Consider the following 19,945-nt stretch of genomic DNA (forward strand, 5'->3'; position numbering starts at 1 on the left):
TTTGCTGCCCGGAAATCCGGAGCCGGCCGGTCTGGAACCGTACCGGCGATCTGTCGTCCACGGAGAGCACGGCCAAGGCGGGTACGCGTTTCTCTGTCCCGTTCACGGTCGAGGGCGCGGCCACCGCGCGCACCGCCCGCAAGTCGGCCTTCTCCGTCTCGTACGACGACGGCCGGACCTGGCACCCGGCGAAGGCGGTCGACGGCAAGCGCCTCGACCTGCGCCACCCGGCGAAGGCGGGCACGGTCTCTCTGCGCGTGACGCTCGCGGACAGGGCCGGCAACACCCTGAAGCAGACGATCCACCGGGCCTACCGGACCGTCAAGTAGGCGTCTGTACACGTGTGTTGGTTGGACGCCCGGGTCGGCTTCGGCCGGCTCGGGCGCTCTTGCCGTGAACGGGACCCTCTGACCGTCGGAAAGTGGGAGGGGTCGGAGGGGAGTGTGCGACATCCCGCGAGTTCCCCTGAGCCCCCATCCCCGGCCCCCGATCGAGCGCGGCTGGGTGTGGTGTTGACCTTCTTAGTTAATGAGACTAGCCTACAGCTAATCGCATTAGCCATTTGGTGGAGGACGGCATGACCGAGCACCTGAGAATCGGCAAGAACACCATCGCCTTCGACGTGACCGGGGAAGGTCCCCTGGTCGTGCTGGCGCACGGTATCGGCGACAGCCGGCACTCCTACCGCTTCCTCGTTCCCGGCCTGGTGGCCGCCGGTTACCGGGTCGCGAACGTCGACATCCGCGGGTGCGGTGAGTCCAGCCTCGGCTGGGACGGTTACAGCCGCACCGACATCGCCGGAGATCTGGTCGCCGTCGTGCGTCACCTCGGCGGCCCGGCCGTGATCATCGGGCAGTCGATCAGCGGCGGCGCCGCGACCATCGCGGCCGCCACTGCGCCCGACGTGATCAGCGGAGTGATCGAGCTGGCTCCGTTCACCCGTGCGCAGCCGGTCGACCTGGGCGGGCTGATCCGGGTCAAGCGCTTCCGGACCGGGTACACGCGGATGGCGCAGGTCATCGTCCGGGGACGCCTGACGGACTGGAAGAAGTACCTCGACGTGGCCTACCCGGCCAAGCCCGCCGACTGGAACAGCGAACTGGCCCGCATTGAGGCCACGCTGAGTGAGCCCGGCCGGATGAAGGCCCTGCAGGACATGTGCAAGTCCAAGCCCACCGACGCCGGCACCCAGCTCGCCCACGTCACCTGCCCGGTCCTGATCGTCGAAGGCAGCCTGGACCCCGACTGGGCCGACCCCCGCGCCGAAGGGGCGAAGATCATCGCCGACCTGCCCGCCGGCCTCGGCGAGCTGGCCGTGATCGACGGCGCCGGCCACTACCCGCACGCCCAGACCCCCGACCAGGTCCTCGCGCTGGCCCTGCCGTTCCTGGCCAAGGCGGCTGCCGGTGCCTAGGGCCGGACTCACCGCCGCAACGGTCACCGAAGCCGCCGCCGCCCTGGTCGACGAGGTCGGGTTCGACCAGCTCGGCATGGGCCTGGTCGCCGAACGGCTCGGGGTCAAGACCCCCTCGCTGTACAAGCACGTCACCGGCCAGACCGACCTCGCCCACCGGATCGCCATCCTGGCCATGAACCAGTGCGCCGACGCCATCCGCGACGCCATCCAGGGCCGGTCCGGCACCGAAGCTCTGGCCCGCGGCGCACAGGCGATGCGAACGTTCGTCAAGGACCACCACGGCCGATACGCCGCAGCCAACGCCGCCCGCCCGACCGGACCCGACGACCCCCTCATCGACGCCCTCAACCGGGTGGTCGACTCCTGGGCGGCCATGCTGCATGGCTACCGGATCGACCCCGACCAGCAGATCCACGCGCTGCGGATGCTGCGCACCGTCCTGCACGGATACGCATCCCTGGAAGCAGCCGGCGGGTTCCAGTTTGCGACCGACATCGACGACAGCTTCAACTGGATGATCGACTTCATCGACCACGGCCTGCAGGAGACCACGGCCACCAGCACCAACAGCGCCCCCTCCCGCGGGGCCGCGCCGGGCGTGACGCTCTGACCGCCGTGGACTGCGCTCCACGCCAGTCCCCGGCCCCACCGGCCAGCGGTGGACCACCCGCTCGCCGAACCCCCGTCCCTCCCTCCCGCGCCAGCCAGAAGTGGAAACCACCATGAAGCCGGTCCTCACCGCCGTTATTGACATCGACGCCACCCCGCAAGCGGTGTGGGACGTCCTCACCGACTTCGCCGCCTACGGCGAGTGGAGCACCTTCTCCGCAGCCGAGGGAACCGCTCAAGTGGGAAGCCGGCTCACGATGCGCATGCCGGGCATGACCTTCAGGCCCACGGTCACCGTCGCGACGCCTGGCCAGGAACTGCGGTGGGTCGGCACGCTCGGCATCAAGCAGCTGTTCCACGGCCAGCACTCCTTCGTCCTTTCCCCCAACCACGACGGCACCACCCGCCTGACCAACCACGAGGAATTCTCCGGCGCCCTGGTCACCCTGATCCGGCCCTTCCTCAGAACACCCAAAAGAGACGGGTACGCCACCTTCAACACCGGCCTCAAGCAGCGGGTGGAACTCCGCACCGAGCTCGGGCCGGGTGCGTGAGGTGCCGGTGACCGGGGTGGTCGCGGGGATCGGGATGGCCGCCGCGATTCCCTGCCCCAGACCCTCCCGGCTCTGTCCACAGCCGGTCCGGGGGTCAGATCGCGCTGGTCTCGGCCTGTGCGCATTCGACGGTCCGGGAACTGTGCCCTGCCTGCCGGGGGAGCGGGGCGCCGGCTCGGGCGAGAAGGTGCAGGGCTGCCTGGGAGCCCGAACCGCCCTCGGCTGTCGCCACGACGACGCGCTGCCCCGGCTCCTGAGGGATCGTCAGAGTCTGCAGGTTGAGGTCCAGCTGGCCGACGAGAGGATGACGCAGACGATAGGCCGCGATATCCCAGTTCCTGACCCGGTTCTCGGCCCAGAGGGCGGCGAATTCCGCACTCTTCATGGCCAGTTCGCCGATCAGCGCGGCCAGCGCCGGATCATCCGGATACTGACCGACGGCAAGTCGCAGCTTCCCCACCACCGCCCTGGCCTTCTTCCGCCAGTCCACGAACAGGTCCCGGGTGTGGGCGTCCAGGAAGACCAGCCGCGCCATGTTCGGGCGGCGGCCCGGCTGATCGGGTATGCGCCGGTCCAGATGCCCGGCGAACAAGGAGTGTCCCGTACGGTTCCACGCCAGTACGTCACTGCGGCGCCCCAGCACGATCGCGGGTGCGTCACCGAACGCTTCGAGCAACTGCGTGGTCGTCTCACCCAGGTGCTCGGGCATCAGCCTGCGGCGCTTGCCGCTGCGACGCGTGGCGCGAGCCAGATCGTGCAGGTGAGTTCGCTCCACCTCGTCCAGACCGAGGGCCCGGGCAAGGGCGTCCAGCACCTCCGGTGAAGCGTTGAGCGACACCCCCTGCTCCAGCCGGGTGTAATAGGAAAGGCCGATCCCCGCCAACTGGGCCAGTTCATCCCGTCGCAGCCCCGGCACGCGCCGCCGTTCTCCGAAATCGGGCAGCCCCACGTCAGCCGGCCGCAACTGCGCCCGGCGCGTCTGCAGGAAGTCGCCCAGGCCCGGTTTCTTGTTCATGCGGCCGAGTATGGACGCCCCGGTGCCGCGTAGCGTCTCTAACGAGCCTTGGTTTTCCTTGGTGTAGCTGGGTTTTCGGCCCTGGTGGAAAACGGTCTCGGTTGCCCGGGTCGCCGTCCTGCCGCCCGTGGTCGGGTGGTGGGGGTGGCGTGGGCGTGCAGGTGGAAGCCTGTGCCGAGGTGTGTCCCGCGTGGCCGGTGCGGCCTGCGGGGTGGGCTCATCGTGTGCGGTGCCTGCCGCCGCTCACGCCGCTGGCTGCGGCGTAGGGGTGGCTGGACGCTTTCCACCCGCTCCCGACGCCGCTGATGCGGTGCTCGGGGGTGTGGGTGGGGCGGAGACCCCGCGTCGCCTGTTGGGCGCGGGGCGGTTTCTCGTGGGCACGCTCTTCGTCCGGTCCACGGAACGTGTCTGCGGGCCGGACGAAGAGCGGGCGGGGTGGGGAACATGCTGGACCGGCTGGTCCAACTCCTCGACCGTGCTGCGCAGCAGGTAGCTGCCGTGGGCGCGGTTGAGGATGCATTGGTGTTGGTGCGTGAGGCCGCGGGCGCCGATTCGCTGCCAGGCCGCCACGTCGCGATCCGCGCTGTAGCCGCAGGCCGTGTTCGGGCAGGTGGCCCATTTCCAGCCCGTTTTGGGGTTGTCGGGGGCCGTGTGATGGCGGAAGTCTGTGAGGCAGCGCGGGCAGTACTTCGAGGTGCCGCGGGCCGGGACGATGACCACCGCGATGCCGTAGCGGGCGGCGTGGTGGATGGTGTCGGTGACGATCTGGCCGCGCACTGATGTGGACAGGCGAGTGTTGAGGGTGCGGCCCTTGCCACGTGCCTCCATGTCGCGGAGGTCTTCGAGATAGATCACCGACGCGTCCGCGGCACGGGCGTGCTCGACCATGAACCGGGCCGCTGTGCGGGCGATCGCCCGGTTCAGGTGCTCACGGCGGCGGGAGATGCGACGGTGCTCTTCGCGTAGCACGGTGAGTTTCGCCACGACCAGGGGGGCGGGTCGGATTCCGGCCGCCCTGCGGCCCTCGGCCAGGCGCTGAAGGTGAGCGACCTTGGTCCACAACTGCTCGGCCTGGATACGGAGTCGGTCGGCCTTGGCCAGGATGCCGTTGATGCGCAGGAACGCGGGGCGTGCGTCGGTGTGTACGACCGGTTCGGGGCCGCCTTCGAGGGTGAGGGTGCCGCCGGTGAGCAGGGTGTTCAGTCCGTAGTCGAAGGCCACGGCCCGCACATGCCCGGCCCGCTGCGCCTTGGGCACGGCCGTGCTGTGGGCGACATCCAGCCGGAGGCGTCCGTTACGCACGCGCAGGGTGGGGGTGTGCAGCGCGGCGGTGGCCTCGATGGTGGGCGGGAGCCTGAACCGCACCACGGCCACATGCCAGTCGGCCCGCGAGCAGGGGCCGGGGCACACCGGCAGCCGTACCGTGAGGACCGCGAACCGGGCCGGATCGTCCTCGCAGCGCTCCAGGGTGGCCAGTTGCCTGTCGGCGGCGGCCAGCACCACCTGACCACCTGCCCCCGGCGCGGCCTCCAGCTCGCACACATCGGCCGGCAACCGGTGATGGGCGGCAGCAAAGGTGAGGATCTGCCGGGTCCGGGCGCGCAGTACCGAGGCCGCGGTCCTCGCCCCGTCCGGCACGGCGGCCCGCAGCGCCTCCCACTCCCCGGGCGTGCGCCGCATCGGGTCGAGGTTCTGGGCCGGCCAGGAAGCCAGGACGCCCTGAACCACCTCGGCTCGCCAGTGCGCGGAGCGCAGGACGCGTCCTGCCTGTTCCTCGGCGATCCGCCGCACCCGGTCCGACACATACACACCGGACGGGGCCGTAGCCGTCCAGCCCAGGGTACGCAGCGCCATCCACGCGTTCGGGGGCAGCTTCTCCCCCGACGGGGCCTTCCCCGAGGCCAGCAGGTCCAGATCCTCCCGGCTCCAGTGCGCGGCGATCACCTCAGTGGCCATCGCCTCCACCAGATCCGTCAACCACCCCACCCGCACAGCCAGCACCCCGGCATCGAGGACTTCACCACTGACCGTGTCCAGAGCCCGGAACCCCGACGCGGAGGCACACGCCACCCGCACCGTCTCCCCTGCCCCCACCGCGATCTTCCGCCGCACCGACCTACACCTCACGCTTCGCAGGAGCAGGAGCAGGAGCAGGAGCAGGAGCAGGAGCAGGAGCGGGAGTCGCGGCGGCAAGGAGGCGCTGGCGTGCCTGACGGGAGCGGATCCCGTAGAGACGGCCGGAGAACGAAGCGACCAGGGACATGAAGTCGGCCAGGAGTTCTTCGGTACCACCGGGGGCAGCCGATTTGGGATGCAGAACCTCTACCCTGACCTGGTCACGGGCCAGCAGCGCGGTGATCCAGGCAGCACCGAAGCGAGCGAGACGGTCCTCGTGGGTGACCCGCAGATGAGTGAACTCCCCTGCCTGAGCCCGCTTGAGCAGGCGATCCAGGCCCGGACGACGCTCACGCATCCCCGAGGCCCGGTCCCGGAACACCGCCACGACCTCACCAGAGGCCGACGCCCGCAACTCAGCCTCCTGCGCACCCAGCGAGGACTCCTGCCCCGTAGTGCCGCAGACCCTTACGTACAACGCCTCGCGTCGCTCACGGACCTGCTCACCCCCACTTACCAGCAGCTCCAGGGCGGCAGACGGGAAGCGACGCTCCCGGCCGACCCACACCACGTCGATCCTGCCCGTATCCGCCCAAGTCCGCAGCGTGTCCGGGTGCAGACCCACCCGACGCGCGGCCAACGACAGACGAAGAAGCTCCATGACCCAAGACGCTAAACACCCACAACACCCGGCATCCACACATGAGTTGATTCACCACTCGAAACCATGAACCGAACCTCATCGCCCCGCCCGCAGCCACGATCTGTGATACACAGCGAAACCCAGGAACGCCAAGCTACTCAGTGCACTGTTAAGGACCCTGCCCCTGCCACGGTTACCCGGGCGGCGGTCACGGACCCGCCAGGTGGCGACGAGGGCGGTGGACATGGCCACCGACGACAGCCGGGTACGCGTCATGAAGGCTGCGAACGCAGGGACAGCGACATGGCCGCGACGTGGCCGCGACGAAGCCGAAGACCATGGGACGCCACTGCTCAGGCGCAGGATGCCGCGCTCACAACGGACCACGCGCCAACTCAGCACGGCACGCGGGGGAGTATTCGCGTGCCGTCGCTGTGCAGCGTGCCCCTGACGGGGGCAGGCTGCCCGCGGGCCGCGGAGGCAGACTCGGATCCACGAACGGCAAGCACCACCCGCACCCTCACCGAGGGGAGCCGGCCGTCTGACCGTTCAGTAGCCGCCGCACGACACTGCCGCTCACGTCGCAAGCGTGGCGCTTCAACAGCACTTCGCCATGGCCGTGTTGAGAAAGAAAGACACTGATACCGATGAGACTGAGGCTTTCCGCAGCCGCCGTGGTCCTTGCCGCGCTGGCGACAGCCGGCACGACGCTGACCACCACCGCCGCCCACGCCACCCCCGGCCAACACATCAGTGCCGCTGCCTACAGCCGGCCGCACCAGGCGCAGGCCATCGACGCCGGTGGGCCGAGGGTCTTCCCCCACTCGGTGGACTACGACCCGCACTCGCGGAGGTTCGTGGTGGGTTCGCTGGCGCACAGCACCATCTCCACCGTCAGCCCGGACGGTACGGTGCGTACCCTCGTCGACGACAAGCGGCTGGTGTCCGTCCAGGGAGTCCGCGTCGACTCCAGGCGGAACCGGGTGCTGGCCACGAATGTGGACTACGGACTCGCCGACCGCTCGTCGCCCACCACGAAACTGAGCGTCGCCGGTGTCGCGAGCTACGACGCGACCAGCGGGCGCCGGCAGTGGTACGCCGATCTCAACAAGGTCGCGGGCGACGGCAAGCAACACCTGCTGGCCGACGTGACGGTGGCTCCGGACGGCACGGCATACGCCGTCGACCAGCTGACCCCGACGGTGTTCCGGATCGACCGCTACGGGCGGGCCTCCGTCCTTCTCGACGACGATCTCCTGGCCGGCACGGTGGACATCCCGGACTTCCTGACCGGTGTGGGTGCGACCGCCGTGGCGTGGATGCCAGGGGACTTCCTGATCGTCGCCAAGGCCGACGGCAGCCTGGTGCGTGTGCCGACCCGCCACCCCGAACAGGCCGGTGCGGTACGGCTTTCCGCTCGGCTCTCCGCCCTCACCGCGGGCATCCGGGTCCTGCCGGACGGCTCGATCGCCGCGGTCAGCAGCGGCCTGCTCACCGGAAAGGCCGCCGTAGTGCAACGGGTGCGCCCCTGCGACCACTGGAAGGCTGCCACCGTGACCGTTACCGACAGCGTCGCCGACCCGGTCACCAGCGCCGTCACGGCCGGCCCCCGAGGCTCGACGTATGCCCTCAGCGGTGGGCTGGCCGCCCTGCTGATGGGCATGCCCAACGACGGATTCACCCTGCGCCCCGTCGACGTCGGGTGATCTCTGCGGCGGCCCCCACTCCACCGTGCTGACTACTCGTCATTCCACTCGTCATTTCCGAACCCTTGCCTGCCCACGAACTGTGGCACCCACGAATACGAAACGAAAAGGACACACCATGTCTGCGCTCTACACCACTGAGGCCCTCTCGACCGGTGACGGCCGAAACGGGGAGGTCCGTTCCCTCGACGGCGTACTCGACGAGGTGCTCGCGGTCCCGAAGGAGATGGGCGGCCCCGGCGGCGACAGGACGAACCCCGAGCAGCTGTTCGCCGCCGGGTACGCCGCGTGCTTCCACAACGGACTTCGGCTGATCGCGGGGCAGCAGAAACTCAAGCTGGGCGAGTCGACGGTCCGGTCCGCGGTGAGCCTGCTCGCTCTCGACAACGGCGGATTCACCCTGGCTGTCACGCTGACGGCGTACCTGCCCGGCCTGGAGCAGTCCACCGCCGATCAGCTGGTGAAGACCACGCACGAGGTGTGCCCCTACTCCAACGCCACCCGGGGGAACATCGAAGTGACCCTCAAGACCACGGTCTGAGGTTCTCCGGGCCGCCCAGGCCCGTTTCATGACGGAGGCTCCCGCTCGGTGAGAGAGCTCATCGGGCACCGGGAGCCGATCCCACCGCGGTTGCGTGGACTCCTCGGCCGCCCGCACGGCCGCCTCTGTCAGCGCCCCTGCCTCCTCCGGACCGTCCAGGTGGTGAGGGGCGCGTGAGTGCATACGTGCGAAGGGCCGTCGTCCTTTCGGCCAGGGCCCGGGGGTCACAACCGGCCGTTGTGCCGAGGCGGCGGGGGCGGGTGGAAGAGGAAGCTCTACGGAGAACGGCCGGTAGGGATCGGCCGTCGCGGGAATCGAAGGAGCACCTCATGAAGCGCATTGTCGTTGCCCTGGCCGTGGCTGCCGTGTTGGCGGGAGGTGTGGTGACCGCGTGGAACGTGTTCGACAACTCGTCGGTCGCCACCGTGGGCGGAGCTGATCACACGGTTTCCCGCACGGAGGTCGAGAAGCTGGCCAAGGAGAACTACGGGATCCCCTTCGTCCAGGACGGCCCGCAGTCCGTGAGCTGCCCGAGCGGGCTGCACGCGAAGATGGACGACACCGTGGCGTGCACCGCCGTCTTCAAGGGCGAGAAGAAGACGATGCTGATCTCCGTGACCGGGGTGGACGGCGACCGGGTGAGCTTCGACTACGGCCTGTCGAAGTAGGGCGAGGCCTTCAGGGCCCGGCAGCCGGCGCAACGGGCCCGGTCTGTCCCAGTTTCTCCGCTTTCCCGTAACGGCGCGTCAACGCGCCTGTCACAGGGGTGCCTTGGTGCAACTCCTACGCAACGCATCGCCCGGCAACAGGCCTCCTATGAAACAACCGTGCCCGCTCAGCCGGAGCGAACGACCGATACGACACCGCTTCCCAGGAGTACCGATGCGCGTCAAGAAGATGCCCGCCCTCGCCCTCGGCCTCGCTGCTGCCGTCCTCTCGTTGACCGCGTGCGGCAGCAGCGACGGATCGAGCGCTTCCGCCGACACCAGCGCGTCCACCGCTGCGAGCAGCTCGACCGGCGGCCAGGGCTCGACCTCAGGTTCCTCCTCGTCCGACTCCTCCGTCGGCGGCAAGGGCTCGACTTCGGCTTCGTCCTCGTCCGACTCCTCCGCCGGCTCCAGCAAGGGCAGCGAGCTCGCTGCCCAGTCCTCGACGTCGGCCTCCAGGTGCAAGACCGACCATCTCGCCCCCAGCGCCACCGCCACGGGGACCAAGAACGAGATAGTCGTCAACCTGAAGAACACCGGTTCCAGCGCATGCAGCATGCACGGCTTCCCGGGCGTCCAACTCGTAGGCCCCGATGGCCTGGGCGACACCGGGCCCGACGCCGCCCGCACCGACGTCTCCGCGTCCACCGTCACCATCGGGCCCGGCGAGGAGACACGCTTCCTGCTGCACTTCATCCCGGACACCAGCGGCTCCGGCAGGACCTACACCCGGCTCTCCGTCACCCCGCCCAACGAGAAGGTCTCGGAGATCGTGGATCTCAACGATCTGGCCTTCACCATCTCCGCCTCCAGCGGCAACGCTCCGGACGTCTACGTCGACCCCGTCGGCTACCACGTCGGCTCCGGCAAGTGAGCCCAGCAGCAACGCCCTCGCAAGCCGCCCGGCCAGTCCGAGCTCGGACGAGCCGGGCGGGATTGCCGGGCCCGTGTTCAAAGGCGTTGGGTCCGCACGTCGCCGGGCTCCATGTCGGCGCCGACTGTCGGCTCAGGGTCGTGTGTCAGTCGGCGTAGACCTCGAACTCTCTGAGTGCCCAGCCGTACCCGCTCGTCGGCGCGCCCGTCTTGGCGGAGGCCCAGTCGTCGACGCTCAGCAGTACATAGCGGGCCTTCGTCGGCGTGAAGTTGTACGTGTGCAGTTGACCGCACGTCGTCACGCCGTAGGCAGAGCAGGTGGCGGTGCCGCCGGCGGCGGTTTCCGTGGCCACTGTGGTCCAGGTGCTGCCGTCGTCGGAAACCTTGACGGCGTAGTTCACCGGGTAGTTCTCCCAGTCGGGGTTGACCACCACGCGTCCCACGGTGGTGGCGGTGCCCAGGTCCACCCGTAGGCTCCACGGCGCGCCGCTGGTCGACTGCGCCTGTGTGGAGGGGTCGCCGTCAACGCCGTTCTCGCTGGGCTTGCCCCAGTCGATCGCCGGAGTTCCGTTGATCATGTCGACTGGCTTGGACCGGGCGACGTTCGACGCCGACGGGGGCGGTGTCGTCGACGCGCTCCAGGCCTGCGGTGCGGCGTTCATGGTGAAGTCGAGGCGGCCGCCGCCCGTCAGGTTTGCCTGGCTGAGGAACGGCTTCGTGATGTTCTTGCCGTTGAGTCTGAGTGCCTGCACGTACGGGCGGGACGCCGCGTGCGGGGACGAGATGACGAGCGGGCGGTGTGTCCCGGGGAGGTCGAGGGTGACCTTGTCGAAGAAGGGACTGCCCACGGCGTACTGGCCCGAGGCCGGGTTCACCGGATAGAAGCCCATGGCGGACAACAGATACCAGGCCGACATCTGGCCGGCGTCCTCGTTGCCGGTGAGTCCGTCCGGGGTGTTGTGGTAGTTGGCGTCGGCGATCTGCCGTACCAGCTGCTGGGTCCGCCACGGCCGGCCGGTCCCGGCAGCTGGAATGCCTGGGGGAGCTCAAGATCAACCCCAGGGGTGGCGGTGAGCCGCCGACGGCGGGCCTCGGTGCGCAGGGCGAGCTGGGCGTAGCGGCCGTCGAAGGCTTCGCGCTGGCTGATGAGGAGGATGTCCGCCAGATCGCGGTAGCGGCTGGAGGGAGATCCCTTGTGCCGCTCGTACATCGCGCAGACCTTGTCCGCCAGGTGGTTGACGATCGGGTAGAGTTTCGCCTCGGGCCAGTCGGCGGGCCAGGCGAGGTCGATCAGGGGCGTGATGCGGCGTACGTCGGGGGTCGCGCTGGGAGCGTGCCCGGTGACCACGTCCACTTTCACCACGCCGACCTCGTGGGTACCCATGTGCACGCGGAAGACCTGCTTCGCGCCGGCGGCCCCGTTCTCGTGCATCGACGTCCGGGCGGGCGTGAAGCTCAGGTAGTCGTCCAGGTCGTGCGCGGCAGCCTTGAGCAAGTCGGTGACTGCTTCGCCGATTCCGCCCCCGGTGTTGCTCTGGATGTCGATGTCCTGGCTGAGCCGGGCCGCCGCGGCGTACCGCATGAGCAGCGCGTGACCGCCCTTGACGATCCAGGCATCGGGCTGAGCATGGAACACCCGGGCCACCAGGCGGCTGAAGAAGTAGGAGCTGAGCACGTCGGCCACGGGCAGGCCCTCGCTGCGCGCCAGGAGCTGTGCTTTGTGCTTGAGCGCGCCGTAGAACGCGGTGGGGCTCGTATAGGTCTCTCGTGCCATCTTGCTCCTGTAGCGCGCGGACACAGACATTCAGCCTATGTCCGCACGCGTGAGCGAGTAAGCCGGATAACCGCCCTGCGCGGGCAAAGCGTTGAGGGCCGGACGCCCCGTGCCTGGCCCTTCAGCCCCCCACCGGTACAGGTTCCGACTCGCCGGCGTCGGCCAGCAGACGGCTGAGCAGGTCATGACCTGACGCGGACGCGGGCAGGCCGTATGCCGAAACGAACCCGGTAACCTGCTGCGCCACAGTCCGCAGATCGACGAGCCCGAGGCGTGCGGCATCGGCCACCACGCCCCCGATATGGCCGCCGTCCAGACCGGCGTGCAGCAGATCCGTGATGGTTCGTCCGGGGGCAGTGACCGGCAGGCCGTCAACGACCGTGATCTGTGCGGGTTCCGGTCCGGGACCGGGGTGCAGGCGCACCCCCGCCTCGGACGGCCCACGGTCGTCGGCGAACATCTCCACGGTGCCGACGGGCAGATCGCCCAGCCCGTGCAGGCGGCAGGCTGAATTATGGGAGATGACACCGGAGTTGCCGGTCAGACGCTGCCAGGCAAGCCTTTCCGGTTCCAACTGGAGCCAGGCCACCTTGATGTCCAGATGCGGGGGCAGAGGCGCTCCGGCGAGCTGGAACACGCCTACTCCTGCAACCGTCAGAACGTCCGAATGAGCCAGAGCGTCGAGGGATGCCGCCTCCACGCCCACCTGTTCGGCCTGCTCGGCCGTGATCAGGCCCCACTGCTCAGCCGTCACACGGCCGAGCTTCACCAGCGCATCGACGTTGTCCACCTGTCCATCATCGCAGCCCGGAACCCGGCCGCTACGCTGACGTCATGCGTATCGGGGAGGTGCTGAACCGCTGGGGCGTTTCCCTCACCGTAACCGTCATGATCACCGCGCAGGCCCTCACCACAGCAGTAGCGTTCATCGACGAGTACCGCCAGGTGTTCGGGGCCGAGCCGATCTGCCGGGTCCCGACCGACCACGGACTGAAGATCGCAACGAGCACCTACTACGCCGCCAGGAACCGCGAGCTGAGCGCCCAGTCGGGTTCCTGCCGGCCGCGTCGTGCTTGTCGTAGCCGACGTGATCGGTGATCTCGCCTTCCAGGGCGGACTCCAGCACCCGCTTCGTCAGCTGCTGCAGCAGCCCGCCCTGCCCGGTCAGCTGCAGCCCCTCCGACCGGGCACGCTCCACCAGCATCGCGACGAGCTGCTCGTCGGGCACGGGCACAGGCTGCCCAATCTGGGCACTCTCGACAGGCTCCACGGTCTGCAACTCCAGGGCGGTATCAGCCATTTGATATCTCTCCCATGATCGTCGGGCCCGCCATTAGATTTACACTCCCGAACCTGGCCGTCGACGAGACCGAACGCACCGCCCTGGTCCGGCTTGCCGACGTTTGCGACGGCTGGGAGGTCATCTACGAGCCCGCGTCCTGATCCACCGCTGGGCCCCGGTGCGGCGGCTGTGAGCGCACGCCTCGTTGCCTGTGCGGCCGGACCAGTGCTCAGCTGCTTGGCGTTGTGGCTGTTGTGGGCTGGTTGTTGATCCAGGACAGGCCGCCGAGGTCGAGGTGGTGGCGGGCGCGGGTGACGGCGACGTAGGCGAGGCGTGCGTCGGTGTCGCTGACGGGTTCCGGGATGGGGTGTCCCTGGTCATCTAGGTGGTCGGTGTCTTTCGGGGGTGGGAAGTCGTTGCCGATTTGGACGGTGGGCCAGTCGCGGCCTTTGGCGGTGTGGGCGGTGGAGACGGTCACGTCGGCGTGGGTCTCGTCGGAGAGCTGGTCGACTGCGGTGAGGATGGCATCGGTGCCGTGGGTGTCGATGAGGTCGACGAAGGGCTGCAGGTCGCGTCCGGCGGGGTCATAGGCGGCGTAGTCCTGCAGCTCTCCCCAGGAGGGAAACAAGACGAGTTCGGGGTGGGTGGTGCGCCGGCCGTCTTTGAGGTCGCGGGCGGCGAGGGCGAGGGCGGCCAGTTGCCGTCCGCCGCGGGTGAGGGCGACGCAGTGGCCGGCGGCGAGCAGGCGCATGACTTCGGCCATGGCGCCGATGTTGGTGCGGCACAGCACCGCATCCGGCCGCTCCAGGCCACCGACACCAGTCGTGATCGTGTTGGTGCCGGTGAGGCGGATGGGGGCGTCGGTGAGGGTGAGCCACCGGTTGGCCTCTTCGGCGATCAGGGGGCCGAAACGGAAGGAGCGGGTCAAAGTGAGGGCGGTGGCGTCGAAGCCGGTCATGACGTCCCGGGCGCCGCGCCAGCCGTAGATGGCCTGGGCGGAGTCGCCGACCATGACGAGCTGGGTGTGGGGGCGCTGGGCGGTGAAGACTGCCTCGAGGACCGGGTTGGTGTCCTGGGCCTCGTCCAGGAGGAGGAAGTCGGCCTCGAGCCGCGGCTCGGTCAGGGCCCACATCTTCAGGTAGTGGTCGTGTTCGAAGCGGACCATCCCGTGGTCGGAGTGGTGCAGGTCCGCCCACGCCTTGTGGGCGAACGGCAAGACCTGCTCGGCGAGATGGGCATGCTCGCCGGATGCCGTCAGGCCGCGCAGATGCGGCACATGGTGGTGGGCCAGGGTGCGGTCGGCTGATTGGCAGTAACGGGTCACGGTGCGCAGCACGGTGTGGGAGAGCACGCGAGCACTGATCTCATGATCGCCGATGCGCAGCGGCCGGGTGATGCCGAGGGCCTGGCCGGTCTTCCAGGCGGGCTGGCGGGGGCTGTTGAGCCGGCTGGTGTAGCGATGGCCGACGGCGGCGTAGGCCGTGGCGTGGGCGGTCTTGCACGCCACGGTGCGGGGGAAGCGGGTGGCGGCATCTTGTGCGATGGCCTTGTTGAAGGCGAGGTAGCGGCCCCGGCGGCGAGTGTCGGCCGCGAGCAGGCCGAGGGTGCTGGTCTTGCCGGTCCCGGCGCCGGCCTGCAGGACGAGATGGTGACCGGCCCGGAAGGCGTCCACGGCATGGACCTGTTCGTCGGTGGGCGTGTGCAACAGGAGCTCCGCGATAGAGAAGAGAGACCGAAAGGGCAGGGGCGGCTGCAGCGGCCTGCGTCGGTGTGCTGCAAGGGCGCCGGTGTTACGGCGCCGGTGTGTGGCGGTACGGACGGCTGTGCAGGAGGCTGGCCACGCTGGTCAGGACTTTTTCGGGCGTGTGGTGCGCGAGCAGACCCTCGAGCCGGGTCGTCAGGAGTCGGGCGCGGTCCTGTTCGTCCCGGGCAAGAGCCTCGCTCACACGGCGTCGCAGCACGTCCTGGGGCCGCTGCCCAGTGGCGGCCGCGGCCTGGCGCAGGGCCTGGTCGGCGGTGTGGGGGAGTGCCACGTTGAGCATCACCCGACCGCGCCGGTCCGGGTAGTGCGTGGTCAGGACGTCGATGGGCAGCAGCGCATCCAGTCGGCGCCGCAGCGTGTGGAGGGCGCCGCCGCGGCTGCGTGCGCCGTGGACTGCCATCAGCCGGGTGCGGTCCGCGTTCGTCGCCACCGGCACACTGCGGCACGCGCGCCGGAGCTCACCGGGCGTGATGGGCCTGGTCAGAATGATCTCGACGGCATGGTGCGCCATCACGGCCGCACCCCGTGCCGTGCGGCAGGCCCGGGACGGCGGCGGGCAGCGGCAGGCAGACGGCTGTGGATGTGGTCATGGTGGCGCAACGGGTCGAAAGGCTCCCACTCGGACACCGCCAGGTCGGCGGCCGTGGACGAAGTGGCGTGCTGCGCACAGCGCTGGGCGCGCCAGCGCAGTTGCTCGGCGTAGGGGAGGGGGCCGAGGTCGTAGACGGCCATGACGTCAGCGGGCAGAGCCAGTTGACCGCTTTGGGCGGTGGCTGGCATGAGCGTCCAGACGCCGCCCGGGGCGTCGGAGGTGAGTACGGGGCTGGTGCAGCGGTGGCGGTGTCGGGTCTGGGCGACGCACTGGATCTCGTCCACCGGCCGGGATGCGAGGTAGCGGACGTACAGCAGTTGCACGATGGGCCGGGCCGGGCGGCAGAGGACCGGTTCAGGCGTCTGGCCGGGCGGTGAGGCCGGGGGAGGGGCGAAGAGGCCGGCGTCGATCAGGCGGCGGGAGCGCACGGCCAGCGACCGGCGCAGCCCGGCCAGCTTGGGTGGAGGCGGGGGTGTCTCGCGGGCGGGGCAGAGGATGGCGTGCGGCAGACGGCACCAGCGGCTGCCGTCTCCGGCCGGGTGCGCCACACCACAGCTGACGTGCCAGCGGCAGGCTTCGGGCACTTGGGCGGCGGGCAGTTCGTGCGGGTGCAGAGGGACCGGGTGCTGATCGCTGCGGTGGTACCACTCGATCGGGTTGCCGCAGTCGCGGCACTGGCCGCTTTGGCCGCAACGCAGCAACCGGGTCGGGCTGCCGGGGGTGATCTGCAAGGAGCGGCGCATGCGGTGAGCAGGGACCGGGCTGGTGTCCCGATGACGGGGGGCGGGAGATGGGCAGTGCATGCGCGCGAACCTGCCAGCCGACACGCCGAACCTGTGGCAGCGCTGCCGCCGGATCGCCCACTCGGCCTCACCCAATAAGACGGAAGTGCGAGTAGCCGACCGCGTGTTCGGGATGGTCTCGCCGGTTTGGGTGATCTACGGCAGCCGCCCGGGCGGGCTGTCAGTCCCCGCTCGGCCCGGGCAGGTCATGCCCGCGGCACAGCGTCGCGAAGAGCTCGTCGAACGGGGTGCCCAGGGTGTGGGCAAGGGCGTGCCAGGTCTTCAACGTGCCGATCGTGCGGCCCTGCTCGATCTCGATGACGGTGCGTCTGGCCAGGCCGCTGCGGGCGGCGAGCTCGTCGTAGCTCCACCCGCGCGCGGCTCGCAGACGCGCGAGCTCCAACCGCAGCGCGTCGAGGTCCGGATCGGGCGGCAAGATCGTCACCCGTCCATCCGACGGTGCAGACCCCTGCCCTGTCAGTGCAGACCTCTGCCCTATTTTCCCAGGTGACGGCAGCCGCGAGAGGGCAGAGGTCTGCACTACGGTGGCGGCCGCCCCCACACCCCAGAGCGGGACCAGCGCGGACACAACCGGAGGAACACGCGCCCATGAGGCTGCGCACAGCATGTCCGGCGACACCACGCGCCTGGACCGTGGAACTGCGCTCGCATGCCGGCGGCCTCGTCCTCATCTGCCGGCACTGCCCGCACTCCATCACACCGATCACCGCGGTCTCCGCTCGTTCGACTGCCCTGGCCCACCTCGCCCGGCACGTACGCGGTGACCTGCGTCCCCCGCACCTGCGGATCTGCCAGTGCCACGAATGCGGCTGCCGCTGGCACCCACGGCACCGCGGCTGCGCCGGCCCTATCCGCCTTCTCCTCGCATGCGAACGCGGCGGACGGCTGTGGCGGCTCACCGACGCCTGCAGCGCCTGCGCCGCTGTGACGGCACGGGCCGCCGTCGTACCGGACACCGCCCTCGCCCGGGCGCCGCAGCCACCGGCGGCCGCTCGGCAGCGCAGACGTCCCAAGGGGCCGGGGGAGCGGATCCGGGTCCGCGAAATGCTCAGCTACCTCGCCGCTGCACTCCCAGAGAGCACCTCGGCTGCCGCACGCCTGCTGGCACTGCAGTGCGCACTGCGGATGAACACCCACATGCGAGTCCGGCTGTCCAAGGGCGTGCTGCGCAGCCTCCGCCTCGACACCGCCGAGGGCCCGTGGAACGAGCTGGAGCACGCACGATGGCTGCGTATGGCTCCCGGAGGTGCAGCCAACGAGATTGCCGCTGAACTTCTTGATCTCACGCTGCTCGGCCAAGCTCCAGCCCGCCCCGACCGAAGACGTGCCGCGGACTGGGCCCTGCGCGCCAGTTCCTCAGCAGCACGGGCTATCGGGCCGCTGCCCCGACTGGCCAGCGTGTACCTCGCGGCGAACACGGACCCGGAACTCGGCACTGGCCCGGGCGACCTCGAGCAGATGGCGCGCGCCTGCGGTACCCGGCCCGCGGAACTGGCCAGCCCGCTCGATCAGCTGGCGAGAACAAGATTGCTGGGGTCATGGCAGGGTGTGTCAATTTAACGGCTGATCTTGGTTGTTGAAGGTCAGCTGTTGCTAGGCGTGAGGCGGCCCTCGAAGGCGATCTGGAAGGCGTTCAGGGGTGCCTTCCAGCGCATGGTCCACCGCTTGCGGCCCTTGCCGGTCGGGTCCAGGCTCATCAGCGCCATGTAGATGCACTTCAAAGCGGCGGCCTCGTTGGGGAAGTGCCCGCGGGCGCGGACGGCCCTGCGGATGCGGGCATTGACGCTCTCGATCGCGTTCGTGCTGCAGATGACCTTGCGTATCTCGACGTCGAAGGAAAGGAAGGGCACGAACTCGGCCCAGGCGTCCGACCACAGCTTCACGATCGCCGGATACTTCACTCCCCAGGACTCCTGGAACTCCAGGAACCGCTCCGTCGCCGCGTCCTCGCTGGGTGCGGTGTAGACGGGCTTGAGTGCCTTGGCAACCTTGTCCCAGTCCTGGCGGGCCGCGTAACGGAACGAATTGCGCAGAAGATGAACCACGCACGTCTGGACAATCGTGCGAGGCCAGACGGTTTCCACGGCCTCGGGTAGGCCCTTGAGCCCGTCGCAGACCAGCATCAACACGTCGTCCAGGCCGCGGTTCTTCAGCTCAGTGAACACATGCAGCCAGTACTTGGCGCCCTCGCCGCCGTCGCCGGCCCAGATGCCGACGATGTCGCGGGTGCCGTCCACGGTCACCGACATCACCACGTAGATCGGACGGTTCGCGACCTTCCCGTCCCTGATCTTCACGTTGATGGCGTCCACGAACAGGACGGGGTAGACGCGGTCGAGGGGCCGGTTCTGCCATTCGGCCATGCCGTCCATGACCTTGTCGGTGATGGTGGAGATGGTCTGTTTGGACACCTCCGCTCCGTAGACCTCGGCGAGATGAGCGGCGATCTCCCCGTGAGTGAGGCCCTTCGCGGACAAGGAGAGCACCATCTCGTCGACGCCGGTCAGACGCCGCTGCCGCTTCTTGACGATCTGCGGCTCGAAGCTGCCGGCGGTATCGCGCGGCACCCTCACCTCCACCGGGCCGACATCGGTCAGCACGGTCTTCGCCCGGGTCCCGTTGCGGCTGTTGCCGTTGTTCTTCCCGGCCGGATCGTGCTTCTCGTAGCCGACGTGGTCAGTGATCTCGCCCTCCAGGGCGGACTCCAGCACCCGCTTGGTCAGCTGCTGCAACAGCCCGCCCTCGCCGGTCAGTTGCAGACCCTCGTTACGGGCACGGTCAACCAGCATCGCAACGAGCTGCTCGTCCGACACCACACTCGTCGGTGCCTGAACCACCTGCTCGGCCTGCTCGTTCTCCACGGCGGTCTCCGTCATCAGACGCATCTCCTTGATCATCAGATCCGCCGTTGATTAGACACTCCCTCATGGCAGGCCTGCCCGGACTCGGGAGACCTTCAGTGGACCCTCGCATGCGGCACGGGAATCCGTGTAGACGATCACGGACAGGAACCCGCCCGAGGGAACCCGTGAACCGCTCCGGGTCTGATGGAGGCTTGGTCTCTGTGGTGGTTCAGTTTTGTGGCGGGTTGGGGTGGTGGGCGTGGATGGTGAGTCCGGTGATCTGGCCGGATTGGATGACTGGGCCGTGCTGTACTCCGCCGTTGATGTTGTTGTGTACGGTGCCCGGCCGCGCCGCTTCGCTCTGTAGGCGCTGTAACGATGTGAGCAGTTCGCGTAGTTCGGTGCCGGAGACGGCGCGGGCCTCCAGTAGATGGCGTAGGTATGCGTTCCACTGTTCGACGGTCGCGCGGGCTCCGTGTGGGTGGCCTGTGGATTGGGAGGCGAGGAGTCGGGCCCGGGTGGCGTCCAGGTCGGTGATCGTGGAGTTGCTTGGATCGTTGCGTGTGAGGAACCGCCGCAGGAGTTCGCGGGCGTGCGTCCAGGAATCGGTGACCATGAGTGAGACCAGGGTGGTCGCTCCCGAAGCGGTCAATGCGGCCAACTCGTTGTCCATGGTTCTCCTTCAAGTAGGGCTCGGACTCCGGGTCTT

The 19,945-nt window shown here is 69.1% G+C and carries 22 protein-coding genes and 2 pseudogenes; 11 read left to right on the top strand and 13 right to left on the bottom strand.

Features of this window, described 5'->3' with window-relative positions; genetic code table 11:
* Nucleotides 1–56: 56 nt before the first annotated feature.
* The 4 genes and pseudogenes from M2271_RS38300 to M2271_RS38315 all read left to right on the top strand — a co-directional run.
* Nucleotides 57–329 (top strand): annotated as a pseudogene (locus M2271_RS38300) (hypothetical protein); the annotation flags it as partial.
* Between the two features lie 248 nt (nucleotides 330–577).
* Entirely contained in the window at nucleotides 578–1,414 is an 837-nt protein-coding gene (locus M2271_RS38305; protein WP_280892071.1) for an alpha/beta hydrolase, read from the top strand.
* Nucleotides 1,407–2,027, top strand: coding sequence for a TetR-like C-terminal domain-containing protein (locus tag M2271_RS38310; RefSeq protein WP_280892072.1), 621 nt, complete (start codon nucleotides 1,407–1,409; stop codon nucleotides 2,025–2,027). The genes M2271_RS38305 and M2271_RS38310 overlap by 8 nt, the downstream gene beginning before the upstream one ends.
* A 112-nt stretch (nucleotides 2,028–2,139) precedes the next feature.
* Nucleotides 2,140–2,580, top strand: a complete 441-nt coding sequence (locus tag M2271_RS38315) for an SRPBCC domain-containing protein (RefSeq protein ID WP_280892073.1) — start codon at nucleotides 2,140–2,142, stop codon at nucleotides 2,578–2,580.
* Nucleotides 2,581–2,674: 94 nt separating this feature from the next.
* Here M2271_RS38315 and M2271_RS38320 read toward each other — a convergent pair whose 3' ends face one another.
* The 3 genes from M2271_RS38320 to M2271_RS38330 all read right to left on the bottom strand — a co-directional run bounded on the left by M2271_RS38320 (nucleotide 2,675) and on the right by M2271_RS38330 (nucleotide 6,371).
* Nucleotides 2,675–3,595, bottom strand: a complete 921-nt coding sequence (locus M2271_RS38320) for a helix-turn-helix transcriptional regulator (RefSeq protein ID WP_280892074.1) — start codon at nucleotides 3,593–3,595, stop codon at nucleotides 2,675–2,677.
* Between the two features lie 243 nt (nucleotides 3,596–3,838).
* Nucleotides 3,839–5,707 carry a transposase gene (locus tag M2271_RS38325; protein ID WP_280892075.1) on the bottom strand — a complete coding sequence of 623 codons (1,869 nt, stop codon included), beginning with the start codon at nucleotides 5,705–5,707 and terminating at the stop codon, nucleotides 3,839–3,841.
* Nucleotides 5,708–5,711: 4 nt separating this feature from the next.
* Nucleotides 5,712–6,371, bottom strand: a complete 660-nt coding sequence (locus M2271_RS38330) for an IS607 family transposase (protein WP_280892076.1) — start codon at nucleotides 6,369–6,371, stop codon at nucleotides 5,712–5,714.
* A gap of 629 nt (nucleotides 6,372–7,000) precedes the next feature.
* On the opposite strand from M2271_RS38330, the gene M2271_RS38335 reads away from it, so the two are divergent.
* The 4 genes from M2271_RS38335 to M2271_RS38350 all read left to right on the top strand — a co-directional run bounded on the left by M2271_RS38335 (nucleotide 7,001) and on the right by M2271_RS38350 (nucleotide 10,181).
* Nucleotides 7,001–8,059, top strand: coding sequence for a hypothetical protein (locus M2271_RS38335; protein WP_280892077.1), 1,059 nt, complete (start codon nucleotides 7,001–7,003; stop codon nucleotides 8,057–8,059).
* 118 nt (nucleotides 8,060–8,177) lie between these two features.
* Nucleotides 8,178–8,600, top strand: a complete 423-nt coding sequence (locus tag M2271_RS38340) for an organic hydroperoxide resistance protein (protein WP_280892078.1) — start codon at nucleotides 8,178–8,180, stop codon at nucleotides 8,598–8,600.
* A gap of 329 nt (nucleotides 8,601–8,929) precedes the next feature.
* On the top strand, nucleotides 8,930–9,268 hold the full coding sequence (locus M2271_RS38345; protein ID WP_280892079.1) for a DUF4333 domain-containing protein: 339 nt from the start codon (nucleotides 8,930–8,932) through the stop codon (nucleotides 9,266–9,268).
* Nucleotides 9,269–9,482: 214 nt separating this feature from the next.
* Complete coding sequence (locus tag M2271_RS38350) at nucleotides 9,483–10,181, top strand: DUF4232 domain-containing protein (protein ID WP_280892080.1); 699 nt, start codon at nucleotides 9,483–9,485, stop codon at nucleotides 10,179–10,181.
* Nucleotides 10,182–10,326: 145 nt separating this feature from the next.
* Here M2271_RS38350 and M2271_RS38355 read toward each other — a convergent pair whose 3' ends face one another.
* From M2271_RS38355 to M2271_RS38365, 3 genes are all read right to left on the bottom strand, one after another.
* Nucleotides 10,327–11,160, bottom strand: coding sequence for a glycoside hydrolase domain-containing protein (locus M2271_RS38355; RefSeq protein WP_280892110.1), 834 nt, complete (start codon nucleotides 11,158–11,160; stop codon nucleotides 10,327–10,329).
* Nucleotides 11,052–11,954, bottom strand: a complete 903-nt coding sequence (locus M2271_RS38360) for a nucleotidyl transferase AbiEii/AbiGii toxin family protein (protein ID WP_280892081.1) — start codon at nucleotides 11,952–11,954, stop codon at nucleotides 11,052–11,054. The genes M2271_RS38355 and M2271_RS38360 overlap by 109 nt, the downstream gene beginning before the upstream one ends.
* A 121-nt stretch (nucleotides 11,955–12,075) precedes the next feature.
* Nucleotides 12,076–12,744 carry a hypothetical protein gene (locus tag M2271_RS38365; protein WP_280892082.1) on the bottom strand — a complete coding sequence of 223 codons (669 nt, stop codon included), beginning with the start codon at nucleotides 12,742–12,744 and terminating at the stop codon, nucleotides 12,076–12,078.
* A gap of 44 nt (nucleotides 12,745–12,788) precedes the next feature.
* On the opposite strand from M2271_RS38365, the gene M2271_RS38370 reads away from it, so the two are divergent.
* Nucleotides 12,789–13,052: a hypothetical protein gene (locus M2271_RS38370; protein ID WP_280892113.1), complete on the top strand. Its 264-nt coding sequence runs from the start codon at nucleotides 12,789–12,791 to the stop codon at nucleotides 13,050–13,052.
* Here M2271_RS38370 and M2271_RS38375 read toward each other — a convergent pair.
* A pseudogene (locus tag M2271_RS38375) lies at nucleotides 13,009–13,254 on the bottom strand (IS256 family transposase); the annotation flags it as partial. The gene M2271_RS38370 and the pseudogene M2271_RS38375 overlap by 44 nt on opposite strands.
* A 14-nt stretch (nucleotides 13,255–13,268) precedes the next feature.
* On the opposite strand from M2271_RS38375, the gene M2271_RS38380 reads away from it, so the two are divergent.
* Entirely contained in the window at nucleotides 13,269–13,397 is a 129-nt protein-coding gene (locus tag M2271_RS38380) for a hypothetical protein (RefSeq protein WP_280892083.1), read from the top strand.
* A gap of 68 nt (nucleotides 13,398–13,465) precedes the next feature.
* Here M2271_RS38380 and M2271_RS38385 read toward each other — a convergent pair whose 3' ends face one another.
* The 4 genes from M2271_RS38385 to M2271_RS38400 all read right to left on the bottom strand — a co-directional run bounded on the left by M2271_RS38385 (nucleotide 13,466) and on the right by M2271_RS38400 (nucleotide 16,817).
* Complete coding sequence (locus M2271_RS38385; RefSeq protein ID WP_280892084.1) at nucleotides 13,466–14,941, bottom strand: UvrD-helicase domain-containing protein; 1,476 nt, start codon at nucleotides 14,939–14,941, stop codon at nucleotides 13,466–13,468.
* Nucleotides 14,942–15,026: 85 nt separating this feature from the next.
* Entirely contained in the window at nucleotides 15,027–15,509 is a 483-nt protein-coding gene (locus M2271_RS38390; protein WP_280892085.1) for a hypothetical protein, read from the bottom strand.
* Nucleotides 15,509–16,333, bottom strand: coding sequence for a DUF6083 domain-containing protein (locus M2271_RS38395; protein ID WP_280892086.1), 825 nt, complete (start codon nucleotides 16,331–16,333; stop codon nucleotides 15,509–15,511). The genes M2271_RS38390 and M2271_RS38395 overlap by 1 nt, the downstream gene beginning before the upstream one ends.
* A gap of 220 nt (nucleotides 16,334–16,553) precedes the next feature.
* Nucleotides 16,554–16,817 (bottom strand): helix-turn-helix transcriptional regulator, encoded by a 264-nt coding sequence (locus tag M2271_RS38400; protein WP_280892087.1) that lies wholly within the window; start codon nucleotides 16,815–16,817, stop codon nucleotides 16,554–16,556.
* 164 nt (nucleotides 16,818–16,981) lie between these two features.
* Between M2271_RS38400 and M2271_RS38405 the strand changes: the two genes are divergently transcribed.
* Nucleotides 16,982–17,953 (top strand): hypothetical protein, encoded by a 972-nt coding sequence (locus M2271_RS38405; protein WP_280892088.1) that lies wholly within the window; start codon nucleotides 16,982–16,984, stop codon nucleotides 17,951–17,953.
* 23 nt (nucleotides 17,954–17,976) lie between these two features.
* Here the strand turns inward: M2271_RS38405 and M2271_RS38410 are convergent, their stop codons facing one another.
* Entirely contained in the window at nucleotides 17,977–19,182 is a 1,206-nt protein-coding gene (locus tag M2271_RS38410) for an IS256 family transposase (protein WP_280892111.1), read from the bottom strand.
* A gap of 283 nt (nucleotides 19,183–19,465) precedes the next feature.
* Nucleotides 19,466–19,909 (bottom strand): hypothetical protein, encoded by a 444-nt coding sequence (locus tag M2271_RS38415; RefSeq protein ID WP_280892089.1) that lies wholly within the window; start codon nucleotides 19,907–19,909, stop codon nucleotides 19,466–19,468.
* Between the last annotated feature and the right edge of the window lie 36 nt (nucleotides 19,910–19,945).

The organism is Streptomyces sp. LBL, assembly GCF_029893585.1.
Classification (GTDB): domain Bacteria; phylum Actinomycetota; class Actinomycetes; order Streptomycetales; family Streptomycetaceae; genus Streptomyces.

Coding starts and splice junctions, on each gene's coding strand:
- M2271_RS38305 (WP_280892071.1), top strand. CDS start 578: ATGACCGAGCACCTGAGAATCGGCAAGAACACCATCGCCTTCGACGTG.
- M2271_RS38315 (WP_280892073.1), top strand. CDS start 2,140: ATGAAGCCGGTCCTCACCGCCGTTATTGACATCGACGCCACCCCGCAA.
- M2271_RS38320 (WP_280892074.1), bottom strand. CDS start 3,595: ATGAACAAGAAACCGGGCCTGGGCGACTTCCTGCAGACGCGCCGGGCG.
- M2271_RS38330 (WP_280892076.1), bottom strand. CDS start 6,371: ATGGAGCTTCTTCGTCTGTCGTTGGCCGCGCGTCGGGTGGGTCTGCAC.
- M2271_RS38335 (WP_280892077.1), top strand. CDS start 7,001: ATGAGACTGAGGCTTTCCGCAGCCGCCGTGGTCCTTGCCGCGCTGGCG.
- M2271_RS38340 (WP_280892078.1), top strand. CDS start 8,178: ATGTCTGCGCTCTACACCACTGAGGCCCTCTCGACCGGTGACGGCCGA.
- M2271_RS38345 (WP_280892079.1), top strand. CDS start 8,930: ATGAAGCGCATTGTCGTTGCCCTGGCCGTGGCTGCCGTGTTGGCGGGA.
- M2271_RS38350 (WP_280892080.1), top strand. CDS start 9,483: ATGCGCGTCAAGAAGATGCCCGCCCTCGCCCTCGGCCTCGCTGCTGCC.
- M2271_RS38360 (WP_280892081.1), bottom strand. CDS start 11,954: ATGGCACGAGAGACCTATACGAGCCCCACCGCGTTCTACGGCGCGCTC.
- M2271_RS38370 (WP_280892113.1), top strand. CDS start 12,789: ATGCGTATCGGGGAGGTGCTGAACCGCTGGGGCGTTTCCCTCACCGTA.
- M2271_RS38380 (WP_280892083.1), top strand. CDS start 13,269: ATGATCGTCGGGCCCGCCATTAGATTTACACTCCCGAACCTGGCCGTC.
- M2271_RS38390 (WP_280892085.1), bottom strand. CDS start 15,509: ATGGCGCACCATGCCGTCGAGATCATTCTGACCAGGCCCATCACGCCC.
- M2271_RS38395 (WP_280892086.1), bottom strand. CDS start 16,333: ATGCGCCGCTCCTTGCAGATCACCCCCGGCAGCCCGACCCGGTTGCTG.
- M2271_RS38405 (WP_280892088.1), top strand. CDS start 16,982: ATGAGGCTGCGCACAGCATGTCCGGCGACACCACGCGCCTGGACCGTG.
- M2271_RS38410 (WP_280892111.1), bottom strand. CDS start 19,182: ATGCTGGTTGACCGTGCCCGTAACGAGGGTCTGCAACTGACCGGCGAG.
- M2271_RS38415 (WP_280892089.1), bottom strand. CDS start 19,909: ATGGACAACGAGTTGGCCGCATTGACCGCTTCGGGAGCGACCACCCTG.